This is a genomic window from Brevundimonas aurifodinae, assembly GCF_040195595.1.
In the GTDB taxonomy this organism is placed as follows: Bacteria; Pseudomonadota; Alphaproteobacteria; order Caulobacterales; family Caulobacteraceae; genus Brevundimonas; species Brevundimonas aurifodinae.
Genome location: NZ_JBEGDD010000008.1, coordinates 101895 through 116029, shown reverse-complemented (window position 1 = coordinate 116029; position 14135 = coordinate 101895). Strand labels below are relative to the sequence as shown.

General features: G+C 69.4%; 11 protein-coding genes. 5 read left to right on the top strand and 6 right to left on the bottom strand.

The genetic code is table 11. The features are described 5' to 3' along the window. Positions 1–185 precede the first annotated feature (185 nt). A complete protein-coding gene (locus ABN401_RS10940; RefSeq protein WP_349684878.1) occupies positions 186–3368 on the top strand; it encodes an autotransporter outer membrane beta-barrel domain-containing protein in 3183 nt (1060 codons plus the stop codon). 65 nt (positions 3369–3433) lie between these two features. Here the strand turns inward: ABN401_RS10940 and ABN401_RS10935 are convergent, their stop codons facing one another. Together ABN401_RS10935 and ABN401_RS10930 are read right to left on the bottom strand one after the other, a co-directional pair. Beyond that, on the bottom strand, positions 3434–4285 hold the full coding sequence (locus ABN401_RS10935) for an NAD(P)-dependent oxidoreductase (protein ID WP_349684877.1): 852 nt from the start codon (positions 4283–4285) through the stop codon (positions 3434–3436). Beyond that, positions 4282–4794, bottom strand: a complete 513-nt coding sequence (locus ABN401_RS10930; protein WP_349684876.1) for a flavin reductase family protein — start codon at positions 4792–4794, stop codon at positions 4282–4284. Before ABN401_RS10930 ends, ABN401_RS10935 begins: the two co-directional genes overlap by 4 nt. A 111-nt stretch (positions 4795–4905) precedes the next feature. Here ABN401_RS10930 and ABN401_RS10925 point away from each other — a divergent pair, with 111 nt between their 5' ends. Further along, on the top strand, positions 4906–5166 hold the full coding sequence (locus ABN401_RS10925) for a hypothetical protein (RefSeq protein ID WP_349684875.1): 261 nt from the start codon (positions 4906–4908) through the stop codon (positions 5164–5166). 186 nt (positions 5167–5352) lie between these two features. Here the strand turns inward: ABN401_RS10925 and pyrG are convergent, their stop codons facing one another. The 3 genes from pyrG to tpiA form a co-directional block, all read right to left on the bottom strand. Next, a complete protein-coding gene (gene pyrG / locus ABN401_RS10920) occupies positions 5353–7002 on the bottom strand; it encodes a CTP synthase (protein ID WP_349684874.1) in 1650 nt (549 codons plus the stop codon). Positions 7003–7144: 142 nt separating this feature from the next. Then, on the bottom strand, positions 7145–7564 hold the full coding sequence (secG, locus tag ABN401_RS10915) for a preprotein translocase subunit SecG (RefSeq protein WP_349684873.1): 420 nt from the start codon (positions 7562–7564) through the stop codon (positions 7145–7147). A gap of 266 nt (positions 7565–7830) precedes the next feature. Continuing rightward, a complete protein-coding gene (gene tpiA, locus ABN401_RS10910; protein WP_349684872.1) occupies positions 7831–8574 on the bottom strand; it encodes a triose-phosphate isomerase in 744 nt (247 codons plus the stop codon). Between the two features lie 144 nt (positions 8575–8718). Between tpiA and ABN401_RS10905 the strand changes: the two genes are divergently transcribed. The 3 genes from ABN401_RS10905 to ABN401_RS10895 all read left to right on the top strand — a co-directional run bounded on the left by ABN401_RS10905 (position 8719) and on the right by ABN401_RS10895 (position 12777). Then, on the top strand, positions 8719–10647 hold the full coding sequence (locus ABN401_RS10905; RefSeq protein WP_349684871.1) for a peptidylprolyl isomerase: 1929 nt from the start codon (positions 8719–8721) through the stop codon (positions 10645–10647). Continuing rightward, positions 10644–12164, top strand: a complete 1521-nt coding sequence (gene trpE, locus ABN401_RS10900) for an anthranilate synthase component I (protein WP_349684870.1) — start codon at positions 10644–10646, stop codon at positions 12162–12164. Before ABN401_RS10905 ends, trpE begins: the two co-directional genes overlap by 4 nt. A gap of 64 nt (positions 12165–12228) precedes the next feature. Beyond that, positions 12229–12777 carry a chlorite dismutase family protein gene (locus ABN401_RS10895; protein ID WP_349684869.1) on the top strand — a complete coding sequence of 183 codons (549 nt, stop codon included), beginning with the start codon at positions 12229–12231 and terminating at the stop codon, positions 12775–12777. A 123-nt stretch (positions 12778–12900) separates the two neighbouring features. Here ABN401_RS10895 and ABN401_RS10890 read toward each other — a convergent pair whose 3' ends face one another. Then, the gene (locus ABN401_RS10890; RefSeq protein WP_349684868.1) at positions 12901–13968 is read right to left on the bottom strand and encodes a ligase-associated DNA damage response exonuclease; all 1068 of its coding nucleotides are present in this window, start codon (positions 13966–13968) and stop codon (positions 12901–12903) included. Positions 13969–14135 lie beyond the last annotated feature (167 nt).

Sequence of the window (14135 nt, the reverse complement as noted above, 5' to 3'; positions counted from 1 at the left end):
TCGATATGAAAGTGATATCATATTGATCGCGACCTTTGCAATAGCAGAGGGACCGCCGTTCCCCCAGCGCCTGACTTTCGGCCTTGCATTCGCCTCAAATTCGCGAAACTTGGGACAGGCCGCGCGGCCCTTGTTAGAAGGCTCCGGCGCCCGATTGCGCGTATCCATCTGGGGTGATTTCTCGAATGCGTAGACTGCTTGCGACCGCGGTGGCGCTTGCCCCTCTGATGGCTGCCACGGGCGTCCAGGCCCAGACCGTAATCTCCAACGCGCGCACGACGCCGATCCTGACCTCGAACGCCACCGGCTCGGCGCGCGACGACATCCGCATCGCCTCAGGCGGCTCGATCACGGTGACCAGTGGCGTGGCAGTCACCGTCGACACCAACAACTTCATCGACCTGGATTCGGGCTCCAGCATCAGCATGCTGAACTCGGCCGACGGATCGACGGGCATCCTGGTGGGCCCCGGCGCCACGGCGGCGAACGTCACCATCGGCGGCAACATCACCGCCACCGACAATATCGAAACCTATCCGGACACCGACAGCGACGGCGATCTGGATGGCCCCTTCGCGAACGGTGTCGATCGGTACGCCCTGCGCCTGACAGGCGGCACGGCCCTGACCGGCAACATTCTGATCGAAAGCACGGCCAACCTTCAGGTCGAGGGCAACGGTGCCCGCACCGTCTCGCTGGAACGGGACCTGACCGGCAATGTGACGGTGTTCGGCTCGATGCGCGCCATCGGCACCAATGCCATCGGTTACAACCAGACCGGCTCCGTCTCCGGTCCAGTGAACCTGGGTGGCACGGTCGCGGCCCAGGGTGAGGGCGCGTCGAGCGTCAACATCCAGGGCGACGTAGGTGGGCGCCTGACGCTCCAGGGGGCGATGACGTCTACCGGCTATCGCTCAATCAACCGGCCCAGCGACGCCGCCATCGGCCGGCTGGAGCCCGACGATCTGCTACAGGGCGGATCGACGGTCGTCGTCGCGGGCAATGTGGCCGGTGGCGTCGTGCTCGACGTGCGCCCGGCCGACAACAGCACCACCTCGACCGATGAGGACAACGACGGGATTCAGGACTCGGTCGAGGGCAACTCGGCCCTGACCAGCTACGGTGCCGCGCCGGCGCTTCTCGTCGGCTCCTCGACCCGCTCCATCACACTGGGTGCCGCTGGAACAGGCGACCTGAACTACGGCCTCATCAACCGGGGCACGATCAACAGCGACGGCGTCTACGACGGCATCAGCACGACCGGCATCCAGCTGGGCGTGGCGGGTGGCCAGACCGTTGCGATCGCCGGCGGCGTCCGCAACGAGGGCAATATCACGGCTGTTGGCCGCAACGCATCGACGACGGGCGTCTCGATCGGCGCAGGTGTCTCGACTCCCCGCTTCGACAACACCAGCGCGATCAGCACGGGCATCGTCTCGACCGTCGACAACGTCAGCGCGGGGGGCGTGCTGATCGGGGCCGGAGCCAGCGTGCCGACGCTGAACAACTCGGGCTCCATCCTGGTCAACGCCAACGGCGGCCTGGGCAGCGCCTACGGCATCCGGGACCTGTCGGGCTCCTTGACGACGCTGACCAACTCCCGCTTCGTTCAGGCCCTCGTGGCCCCCAATCTGGCCGGCGACGCCGTCACGGGCACGGCGACCGCGATCGACGTGTCGGCGAACACCACCGGCGTGACCGTGCGCCAGTTCGGCGTGACCAGCACCCCGTCCGACCTGGATCCCGACACCGACGGTGACGGCGTGCCCAATTCGCGCGAGCCGGCGATCGTGGGCGATGTGCGCTTCGGCTCGGGCGCCGACATCCTGTCGGTCGAGAACGGCCAGGTCCGCGGGGCCATCGCCTTCGGCACCGGCGCGGACCGGCTGTCGATCACCGGCGGCAGCGTCGTCACAGGCGCGGTGACGGACACCGATGGTCTGCTGACCGTCGACGTCGCCAACGGCACCCTCGACGCCCGCCAGGTGGGCGTCACCGGCGCGACCAGCCTGAACATCGGCTCGAGTGGAGACCTGATCGTCACGCTCGATCCCGCGACCGGCAGCAACGCCGGCTTCAGGGTCAACGGCACAGCCACCCTGGCGGCCGGTGCCGGGCTGGGTATTCGCTTCAACTCGCTGATCACCGATCCTCGCCGCTTCACCATCATCGACGCCGATGTGCTGAACGCCGGCGCTCTCGACCAGTCGGCGGTGCAGGCGAACTCGCCCTATCTGTTCGTGGTGGCGGCCGGAACCGATGTCGCCGCCGGCGATGTCTTCGTCGATGCCCGTCGCCGCACCGCCGCCGAAGCCGACCTGATCGCGGTCGAGGCCCAGGCCTTCGACGCCTTCTACGGCGCCCTGTCCGGCAACACCCCGTTGCGCGAACTCTTCATCGCCCAGGCGGGGCGCGAGGGCTTCATCGATCTGTACGAGCAGATCCTGCCCGACCATTCCGGCGGACCGCTGCTGTCGCTGGCGTCGGGCGTCGACGCGGTCACCCGCGCCCTGTCCGGCCGCAACGCCACGGTCACCCCCGGCGAGACCAGCGCCTGGCTGCAGGAGATCAACTTCTACGCCGACAAGGACAAGACCGATTCCTACGGCTTCCGCTCCGAAGGCTTCGGCGTGGCCGGTGGCGTCGAGCGCGGCACCAGCCTGGGAGCGCTGGGTGTCACCGTGGCCTTCACCTCGTCCGACATCGAAGACCCCGAGGCCGAGGCCGAGGAAATCCTGTCGGCCAGCCTGATCGAGCTGGGCCTGTCGTGGCGCGCCCAGGGGCAGGCCTGGTCGACCTGGGCGCGGGCGGCCGGCGGCTATGCCACCTTCGAGTCCACGCGTCAGCTGGTGACCCAGGACATCAACCTGATCAACCAGTCCAGCTGGAACGGCTTCACCCTTTCGCTGGCGGGCGGCGCTTCGTATGAGCGCAACTTCGGGCGGCTGAACATCCGTCCCGAGGCCTACCTGGAATATTTCTCGCTCAGCGAGGACGCCCACGTCGAGGAAGGCCTGAACGACGGCTTCAACCTCGAGATCGAGGACCGCGACGGGCACATGTTCGCGGGCGTGGCGGCGGTGAATATCGGCTACGGCTTTGGCGAGAACGGCTGGATTCGGCCGGAGCTGCGCCTCGGCTGGCGCCAGAACATCTCGGTCGATCCGGGCGAGACCATCGCCCGCTTCGTCTCGGGCGGCGGTCCCTTCACCCTGACGCCGGACTCCATCGAAGGCGGCGGACCGATCGCGGGCTTCAACCTGTCGGTCGGCAACGACCTGGGCCGCCTGTCGGTCACCGCCGACGCCGAGATGATCGAGGACTACGTCCGCTACACCCTTCTGCTGCGGGCCAGCTTCCGGTTCTAGGGCGCATTTGGCTTAGGGATATCCTCGGACTTGATCCGAGAATGACGACGTGGGTTGAACCGGTTCTACTTCAGCCGCGCCTTCAGGCTCGAGGTGTCCCATCGCGATCCGCCCATGGCCTGCACCTCGGCATAGAACTGATCGACGAGAGCGGTGATGGCGAGCTGCGTGCCGTTCGTCCGCGCCTCGTCCAGCACCAGCCCGAGATCCTTCCTCATCCAGTCTACGGCGAAGCCGAAGTCGAACTCGCCCCGCGCCGCCGTCTTCCAGCGGTTGTCCATCTGCCAGGACTGGGCCGCCCCCTTGGAGATCGCCTCGTAGACCGCGTCGGTGTCGAGCCCGGCTCCTTGCGCGAAATGCACCGCCTCGGCCAGGCCCTGGACCACGCCCGCGATGGCGATCTGGTTGACCATCTTGGTCAGTTGGCCGGCCCCCGACGGCCCCATATGCTGGATCGCCTTGGAATAGCTCATCAGCACCGGCCGCACCCGCTCCAGCGCCTCGGCGTCGCCGCCGGCCATGACGCTCAGCTGCCCGTTCTCGGCCCCGGCCTGACCGCCCGAGACCGGCGCGTCGATGAAGGCCACGCCGCGTTCGGCCGCCACCCCCGCCATCTCGCGCGCCACCTTCGCCGAGGTCGTGGTGTGATCCACGATCACCGCGCCCCCGCCCAGAGCCGGCAGGACCTCGCCTGCGACCCGCCGCACGTCATCGTCGTTGCCGACGCACAGGACGAACAGCTCCGCCCCCTCCGCCGCTTCGGCCGCCGTCGCCGCGAACCGGCCGCCATGCGCCTCGGCCCAGGCCCGCGCCTTCTCCGGCGAGCGGTTGTAGCCGGCCACCGAATGCCCGGCGCCGATCAGGTGCCGCGCCATCGGCCCGCCCATGACGCCCAGCCCGGCGAACCCGATCCTCATGCCCCTGCTCCGCCCGCGATGCCGTACCGGCCCCGGAAATAGGTCAAGGTCGCGCTGTCCGACGCGGCGAACCCCTCGACGGCCCCGACCAGGATCACATGGTCACCCATCTGGACCCGCTGATGGGTGCGGCAGTCGAAGCGCGCGGCGGCGGCGGCCAGCTGCGGCGGCCCGTCGCCGATCCGTTCGAACTCGCCCTCGACCATGATACCGCTGCCCCTGGCGAACCGGCGGGCCAGGGCTTCGGACTGGGCGTCCAGCACATGGATGGCGAACCGTTCGGCCTCAGCGAAGGCCGGATACCGCTCGGAACGCTCGTCCAGGCACCACATCACCAGTCGGGGCCTCAGCGACACCGAGGTGAAGGAGTTGATGGTGATGCCCAACGGCCCGTCCGGCCCGTCGGCCGTGACGACACAGACGCCTGTCGCGAAGGCCCCCAGCGCGTCGCGATAGGCCCGGGCCTCGCTCTGGCTCACGGCGTCGTCGGGAATGGGTTCTAGGCTCACGGCTCCGGACCTAGGCGACCGCGTCTCCGGTGGCAACGGTCATCCCGCCGCACGGGTCGCGGAACCCGAACGGCGTGATCCGGGTTGCAGCTCTACCATGAGGAGACACCCATGCGCCTGATCGCCCGGATTGCCCTGCCCGTCGCCGCCGCCCTGACCCTGGCCGCCTGTTCCCAGCCCGAGGAGCCCGCATCGGTGCCCGACACCAACGCCACGGCGCCGGAGGGGACCACGCCGGCCGAACCCAGCGTCGGCTACGCCCCGCCCGAAGGTGGCGGCGTGCCCGGCTCGTCGAACGAATCCGACGACACGGCCAACCCTGACGGCACGGTCGCGGATCCGACCCTGCCGCGCGAGACGCCGAACCCTTAAAGCGTTGGCTGGCCCCAAGGGGCGGATTAGACTCCGGAGGCACCGAGTCCAAAAGGTACAATTTCGGATGTAGCCGCGAAGAAATATACTACAAGCTATTGTAATAAATAGCAAACCTCTCCCGGGGACGATCGAGTCCCTTTGACCTTGGAGTCCACAGCCCCTGCACTGGAACTCCGGCGACCCTTAGACCAGACGGCTCTGCACCAGGGCCGCGCCGATGAAGCTGGCGAACAGCGGATGCGGCGCGAAGGGCCGGCTCTTCAGCTCGGGGTGATACTGCACGCCGATGAACCAGGGATGGTCCGTTCGTTCGACCGTCTCGGGCAGGACCCCGTCGGGCGACAGGCCGGCGAAGCGCAGGCCCTTGGCCTCGATCGCCTCGCGATAGTTGATGTTGACCTCATAGCGGTGGCGGTGCCGCTCGCTGATGGCGCTGGTCCCATAGATCTCGGCGATCTTCGACCCCGGCGCGAGCGTCGAATCATAGGCCCCCAGTCGCATGGTCCCGCCCAGGTCTCCGCCCTGCTGGCGCAGCACCCGCTGGTTGCCCTGCGTCCATTCGGTCATCAGGCCGACGACCGGTTCCTCGGTCGGGCCGAACTCGGTGGAAGACGCCCCGACGAGCCCGGCCTGGTTCCGCGCCGCCTCGATCACCGCCATCTGCATCCCGAAACAGATGCCGAAATAGGGAATGTTGCGCTCGCGGGCGAAGCGCGCCGCCTCGATCTTGCCCTCGGCCCCTCGCTCGCCGAAGCCGCCGGGCACCAGCACCGCGTGGGCCCCCTGCAGGCGCTGCTCGCACAGCTCGCGGTCGCCTTCGAAGGTGTCGGCCTCGACCCAGTCGATGTTGACCTTGACCTGATTGGCGACCCCGCCGTGATGCAGGGCCTCGATCAGGGATTTGTAGGCGTCCTTCAGCACCGTGTATTTGCCGACCACGGCCACGGTCACCTCGCCGTCGGGCTGCAGCCGGCGACGCACGATCTCCTGCCAGCCCGACAGATCCGGCTCGGGTGCGTCGGCGATGCCGAAGTGAGCCAGCACCTCGGAATCCAGGCCCTCGCGGTGATAGTCCAGCGGCACGGCATAGATGTCGGCCGAATCCATCGCCTGGATCACGCCACTGGGCCGCACGTTGCAGAACAGGCCGATCTTGCGTTTCTCGTCCTCCGGGATCGGGAACTCGCAGCGGCACAGCAGGATGTCGGGCTGAATGCCGATGGATCGCAGTTCCTTGACGGAATGCTGCGTCGGCTTGGTCTTCATCTCGCCGGCGGTCTTGATGAAGGGCAGCAAGGTCAGGTGAACGAAGCACGACTGGCCGCGCGGCAGGTCCTGGCCCAGCTGGCGGATGGCCTCGAAGAAGGGCAGGCCCTCGATGTCGCCGACGGTGCCGCCGATCTCGACCAGGACAAAGTCGACGTCTTCCCCGTCGTCGGTCAGGGCGGGCGTCAGGCAGAAGGATTTGATCTGATCGGTGACGTGAGGAATGACCTGCACCGTGGCGCCGAGGTAGTCCCCGCGCCGCTCTTTCTCCAGGATCGTCGAATAGATGCGGCCGGTGGTGATGTTGTCCGACTTGGCGGCCGACACGCCCGTGAACCGCTCGTAGTGGCCGAGGTCGAGGTCGGTCTCCGCCCCGTCGTCGGTCACGAAGACCTCGCCGTGCTGATAGGGGCTCATCGTCCCGGGATCGACGTTCAGATAGGGATCGAGCTTCCTCAGCCGAACCTTGTAGCCGCGCGCCTGAAGCAGGGCCCCCAGGGCTGCGGACGCCAGCCCCTTGCCCAGCGAGGAAACCACGCCGCCCGTGATGAATACATATCTAGCCACGGGGGATCACCTTAGCCCTGATTCGGGCTGACGCTGTGGATCGGAGCGCGATCCGCTGTTGAAAACAAAACTCCGCCCCGGAGCGGGTCCGGAGCGGAGGCGATGACGGCGGGAGGAGCGGCGGAGGGTCCCCGCCATTCCCTTATTGCTCCGGCGCGGGGGCCGGGGTGGCGCCGACCGTCGGCAGGCTGGCTTCCAGGTCGTCGAGCGACGGCGCGGCCGGCTGGGCCGGGGCGGTCGGGGCGGGAGCGGTGCTCGGCGCCGTCTCGGGCGTGGCCGTGCTGCCGATGGCGATCGAGCCGAGGGCGTCGGCGTCAACGACCGACTGGCTGGAGCGTTCGATGTTGCCGACGATGGTCAGCAGGATGGCGCAGGCCCCGAAGGCCCCGCCCAGCCACCAGGTCGCGACGGTCAGCAGATTGCCGGCACCGCGCGCGGTCATGAAGCCCGAAGGCCCGCCGCCCATGCCCAGAGCGCCCCCTTCGGAGCGCTGCAGCAGGACGACCGCCGTCAGGGCGATCGAGATGATGATCATGGCGACGAGGAGAATGGTCTGGAGCATGGTGCCGCTTATGTGTGGCGAGAGCCCCCGCCGATCAAGCGGCGGCGTCTATCATCGTTGAGGAGATCGCGCAAAGCCCTCCTTCTCCCCTTGCGGGAGAAGGACATCGCGCCCGACGGCGCAGCCGTCGCCTTGGCGCGATAGGATGAGGGGTGACACTCGGTGGATGGGATTGGGGATGCCGACGGCCCCCCGTTGGTGCCGTTTCCTTTCACCCCTCATCCGGCCCTCCGGGCCACCTTCTCCCGCAGGGGGAGAAGGAACACTCAAGCCGCCCGCACGATCGCCAGGAAGTCGTCCGCCTTCAGCGACGCCCCTCCAACCAGCGCGCCCCCGACCTCCGCGACAGACAGAAGTTCTGCCGCGTTCCTCGGATTGACCGACCCGCCATACAGGATCGGCGTCGTCGTCGCGCCCAGCCCCTCGACCAGCGCGGCCCGGATCGCGGCGTGCATCTCGGCGACCTGCTCGACCGTCGGCGTCCGGCCGGTGCCGATGGCCCAGACCGGCTCGTAGGCCACGGCGAAGTCCCGGCCGCGCAGGCTTTCGGGCAGCGATCCCGCGACCTGGGCCGTCACCACCTCGACCGCACGGCCCGCGTCCCGCTGCTCCAGTGTCTCGCCGACGCAGACGATGGGCTCCAGCCCGGCCCGCAGCGCCGCCTCGACCTTGGCCGCCACGTCCGCGTCGCTCTCGCCGAAGCCCGCGCGTCTTTCGGAATGCCCCACGATCACCAGCGAGGCTCCCGCGTCCTTCAGCATCCCGGCCGACACCGAGCCGGTGAAGGCGCCCGAGGCCTCGGCGTGGCAATCCTGGCCTCCGATCTCGACCGACCCGCCCTTCAGTCGCCACGCCGCCTGGGCGATCAGGGTCGCGGGCAGGCACAGGCCGACCCGGTGGGCCGTCGGTTGGCCCGCCAGGGTGTCGCGCACCGCCTCCGCCTCGCCCAACGACGCCGCCAGGCCGTTCATCTTCCAGTTGCCGACGATCATCTTCACGGATTGTTTCATGTGGGCCTGTCTAGGCACCGCCTCGACCGGCGCCAAGCCCACCGGTCGGCGCGCACGCCGGTCTGCGCTTGCGAGGATCGCCCCCCCTCCCCTATAGGCCAGCGAGGCGCTTCCCGCCGTCCGACGCTTCTCAGGCCTGCTTCCATGATTTCCGGCTTCCGCGACTTCGCCAAGTCCAAGTGGGCGATCGCCCTGTTCGCGCTGCTGATCCTCAGCTTCGCCGTCGTCGGCGGCACCCAGACCGATGTGTTCGGCAGCTTCGGGCCTCGCAACGTCATCGACGCCGGCGACCGCTCACTGACCCCCGCCCAGTTCCGCGCCGACTTCGACCGTATCCGCGAGAACCTGCAACAGGAGCAGGGCCGCCCCGTCAGCCTCGACGACCTCGTCGCCGAGAACGCCCACATCCAGTATCTGGAGAGCCAGACCCGCCGCCTGGGCTTCCTGAACTGGGCCCACGGCGTCGGCATCCGCGTGGACGAGAGCCTGGTGCTGGACCGGATCCGCGAGATCCCCGCCTTCTTCGACCAGATCACCGGGGCCTTCGACGAGGCCACCTACCAGCAGATGCTGGCCCAGCAGAACATCACGCCCCTGCAGCTGGAAGAAGAGTTCCGCGACACCGCCGTGTCCGAGCATTTCGCCGCCGCCGTGGCCGCAGGCCTGCGCGCGCCCCGTGTCTATGGCGCCCTCGTCGCCGCCCGTGCCTTCGAGGTCCGCGACGGCCGCTGGTTCACCGTGACCCAGGCCATGGCGGGCACCACGCCGCCCCCGACCGACGCCCAGCTGACCGCCTTCCTGAACGAGAACGCCGCCCAGCTGCGCCGCCCGGAGTTCCGCATCGCCTCGGTCATCGTCTTCAGCGACGCGCCGAACGCCGCCGCCCCCGCCATTCCTGAGGCCCGGATCGTCGAACGCTTCGAGTTCCGCCGCGAGGCCCTGTCGACGCCAGAGCGTCGCAGCTTCACCACCCTGACCGTCGCCGACCGCGCCGCCGCCGAGCGGATCGCCGCCGCCCTGCGCGCTGGCCAGTCGCCCGAGGCGGTGGCCGAGGCCAACAACATCGAGGCCGTCCCCTATGTCGACCAGCCCCAGAGCGCGGTGACCGATCCGGCCATCGGCACCGCCGTGTTCGGCCTCGCCGCCGACCAGGTGTCCGCCCCCATCCAGGCGCGTGTCGGCTTCGCGGTCGCCAAGGTGACATCCGTCAGCCCCGGCCAGCCCGCCACCCTCGACAGCGTCCGCGACGCCGTCATCCAGGAGCTGCAGCTCGAGGACGCCCGCGCCCGGGTGTTCAGCCGCGTCGAGGCCTATGAAAAGGCGCGCGCCGAGGGCAAGACCCTGGCCCAGGCGGTCGAGGAGGTCGGCGCCCGTGTCGTCCAGCTGCCGCCCTTCACCCAGGACGGCCGTCTGCCCGACGGCCAGCCGCTGAACGCCCCGCCCCTGATCCTTCAGAACGCCTATGCCCTGACCCCCGGGGCCGAAAGCGAAGTCGTGGACGCGGGCGAAGGCCAGTATTTCGTCGTCCGTCTGGACGAGGTCACCCCGGCCGCCCTGCCCACCCTCGCAGAGGTCCGCGAGCCGCTGACCCAGGCCTGGGCCCAGCGTGAGAACGCCCGCCGCCTGTCGGCCCTCGCCGAGCGTCTGGCCACCCGTGTTCGCGGCGGCGAGGACATCGCTGCCGTCGCCGCCTCGGCCGGCGCCACCCTGAACACCCGCACCAATGTCCAGCAGAACGCCGAAGCCCAGGCCGATCTCGGCGACGGCGTGCTGCAGGGCCTGTTCGGCCAGGGCCGCGGTCAGGTCTTCTCCAGCCCGGCATCGGAAACCAGCGCCATCGTCGGCCGCGTGGACGCCATCCGCGCCGCCGATCCGGCCGCCAGCGCGCCGTTCGCCGACCAGATCCGTCCCCGCATCTCGCAGGAGTTCGTCGGCGGCATCGGCGAAGTGCTGGTCAATGCCGCCGCCACCCGGTCCAAGGCGGAGAACGACCCGGCCCTGGCGCTGGAGACCCTCGGCGTAGACGCCCCCGCGGCGCCTGGGGCCGCCACGCCCGCCGCTCCCGCCCAATGAGCCAGGCCGCCGGTGCCGATCCGGCGCGCGAGGCTGTCCTCGCCGCCCTTCGCGCCGGCCGCCCGGCCATCGTCCACCGGCGCATCGTCGACGACCTGGAAACGCCGGTCTCGGCCTATCTGAAGGTCGGTTGGGGCCGCCCCCACGCCTTCCTGCTGGAATCGGTCGAGGGCGGGGCCCTGAACGGCCGCTATTCGATCATCACTCTGGACCCCGACGTCGTCTGGCGCTGCCATGCCGACACCGCCGAGATCGCGCGAGGCAAGGACATCGCCGCCGGCCGTTTCACGCCCCAGCCGGGCGGCGCGCTCGACAGCCTGCGCGCCCTGATCGCCGAGACCCGGTTCCAGATCCCCGAGGGCCTGCCCCCCATGGCGGCCGGTCTGTTCGGCGTGTTCGGCTATGACACGGTCCGGCTGCTGGAGCCGCTCGGCGCGCCCAATCCCGACCCGCTCGGCCTGCCCGATTCGGTCCTGACGCGGCCGTCCCTGATCGCCGTCTTCGATTCGGTCATGCACGAGATCGTCGTCATGGCCCCGGTCTGGCCCGGCGGCGACGCGGAACGCGACACAGACGCCGCCTCGGCACGGCTGGACGCCTTCGAGGCCGACCTGCGCCGTCCGTTGCTGGCCCGCGCACCGATCGTGCCGGCCGACGCGCCCGCGTTCGGCTCGCCGGTCGATGGGCCCGCCTATGCCGACCTGGTCGCCCGGGCCAAGGACTACATCGCCGCCGGCGACATCTTCCAGGTCGTGCTCAGCCACCGGTTCAGCGCGCCCTACGGCGGCGATCCGTTCGCCTTTTACCGCTCGCTGCGGTGCCAGAACCCGTCGCCCTATCTGTACTTCCTCAACTTCGGCGACTTCCAGCTGGCGGGGTCCAGCCCCGAAATCCTGGTGCGGCTGAAGGACGGCGGCGTCACAATCCGCCCCCTGGCGGGCACCCGTTCGCGCGGCGCGACGCCCGAGGCCGACCGCGCGCTGGAGGCCGAACTGCTGGCCGATCCCAAGGAGCGCGCCGAACACCTGATGCTGCTGGACCTGGGCCGCAACGACGTCGGCCGCGTCGCCGCGCCCGGCAGCGTGCGCGTGACCGAGAGCTTCGTCGTCGAACGCTACAGCCAGGTCATGCACATCGTCTCCAACGTCGAGGGTCGGGCCCACCCTGACCTCGACGCCGTCGACACCCTGCTGGCCGCCCTGCCCGCCGGCACCCTGTCGGGCGCGCCCAAGGTCCGGGCCATGGAGATCATCGACGAACTGGAGCTGACCAAGCGTGGCGTCGGCTACGGCGGGGGTGTCGGCTACATCTCGGCGGGCGGAGAGGCCGACATCTGCATCGTCCTGCGGACCGCGATGTTCGCCGACGGCCACGTCTTCGTCCAGGCGGGTGCCGGCGTCGTCGCCGACAGCGACCCGGCCGCCGAATACGCCGAGACCGAGGCCAAGGCCCGCGCCCCGATGCGCGCCGCCGCCGACGCCTGGCGCTTCGAGCTGGGCGCGCCGCTCAACGACTGAGCCGTCCGGCTGAAACCCCCTGCGGCCCGCCTTCGTAGTCATTGGCACGACGGGAGAGCCACCGATGACCACACCCATGACCGTGACCTTCACCGGCGGACGGACGGGCGACTGGGGGGTCACAGGGATCGCTGCGATCGCCGGCCCGGCGCTCCCACCCGTCGATCGCCTGTCGATCAGCGACGAGGCCGATCCTCTCGCCGGCGTCTGGGCCCTCACCGGCACGGTCAGCAACGTCCGCTACGCCAATCGCGCGGAGGTGGGGGCGCTGCGCGCTCGCCAGGCCGGACTGGACCGGCCCGAGGCCACCCGCGCCGCCCTGATCCCGATCCGCAAGTCCGAGGCCTGGTGGGCCCTGGCCCAGGACGAACGCCGCGACATTCTGGAGGAGCAGTCCCGCCACACCGCCATCGGCCTGGACTATCTGCCCCAGATCGCCCGCCGCCTGCACCACTCCCGCGATCTGGGCGAGCCGTTCGACTTCCTGACCTGGTTCGAGTTCGCGCCGGAGCACGAAGCCGCCTTCGAACAGCTGCTGGAACGACTGCGCGCCACACCCGAATGGACCTATGTCGAGCGCGAAGTCGATATTCGCCTGGAGCGGACCGGCTAGGCAGTCTGGGCGACCCTTCTTGATCACCCCATTCTTCCGCTCATCCGCGCGAAAGCGGGGACCCAGTTCTCTGGTCATTCTATGTCAATCGGTGGACGCGATGCCGATCCCAGTCGCCCTGCCTCACAAAAGGACTGGGTCCCCGCTTTCGCGGGGATGAGCGGAGATGGGGGGCGAATCCTCCGCCTCATCCTCCTCGTCATAGCCGACCAGGCGCAGCGCCCGCCCCTTCATGCCGTTCAGCTCGGCCCAGCGCAGCAGGCCCTCCTCACGCCCGTGCGTGATCCAGACCTCCTCGGGCCGGATTTCCTCGAAGGTGGCGATCAGTTCGGGCCAGTCGGCGTGGTCGGAGATCACCAGCGGCAGCTCCACCCCCCGCTGCCGCGCCCGCGCCTTGACCAGCATCCAGCCCGACGCGAAGGCCGTGACCGGATCGGCGAACCGCCGCGCCCAGCGGTCCTGGATGGCCGACGGCGGCGCGATCGCGACTTCCCCTCCCAGCGCGTCCTTCTTCAGCCCCGTCGCGGGAAGAATCGGTCCCAGGTCGATGCCCTCGCGCTCATACAGGCGGTTCAGTCGCTCCAGCGCCCCGTGGACATAGATCGGTCGCTCCCACCCCGCCTCGCGCAGCAGCCGGATCACCCGCTGCGCCTTGCCCAGGGCATAGGCCCCGACCAGATGGGCCCGGTCGGGGAACTGGCCCAGCGACTGGACCAGCCGCCCGATCTCCTCGGCGTCCGGCGGGTGGGTGAAGACCGGCAGGCCGAACGTCGCCTCGGAGATGAAGACGTGACACGGCACCGGCTCGAACCCGACGCAGGTCGGATCGCGCCGGCGCTTGTAATCGCCCGACACCACCATGGTCAGGCCCTGGTGAGTGATCACGGCCTGGGCCGAGCCCAGCACATGGCCAGCCGGGACCAGCCGGATGTCCACCCCGTTGTGCGACGCCGTCTCGCCATAGGCCACCGGCTGCCTCAGCCGGGTGAAGTCCTCGCCATAGCGTTCAGCCATGATGGCCAGGGTCTGGGGCGTGGCCAGGACCGCGCCGTGGCCCGACCGCGCATGATCCGAATGGCCATGGGTCACCACCGCCCGATCAACCGGCCGCACCGGGTCGACATAGAAGTCCCCGGGCGGGCAGTACAGGCCGGCGGGCGTCGGGTGCAGCAGGTCTTCGGAACGGATCATCTGTCCTCAATACGTCATCCTCGGACCTGATCCGAGGATCGGACGATCCGCCGCTCGACAGACGGCAGAAGACGCGATCCCGCCCCACTCCAACCACAGCGGACGCACGACGTCAGTTCCTCGGATCAAGTCCGAGGATGACGGTGTTGAGTTCGACGACGGGGCTC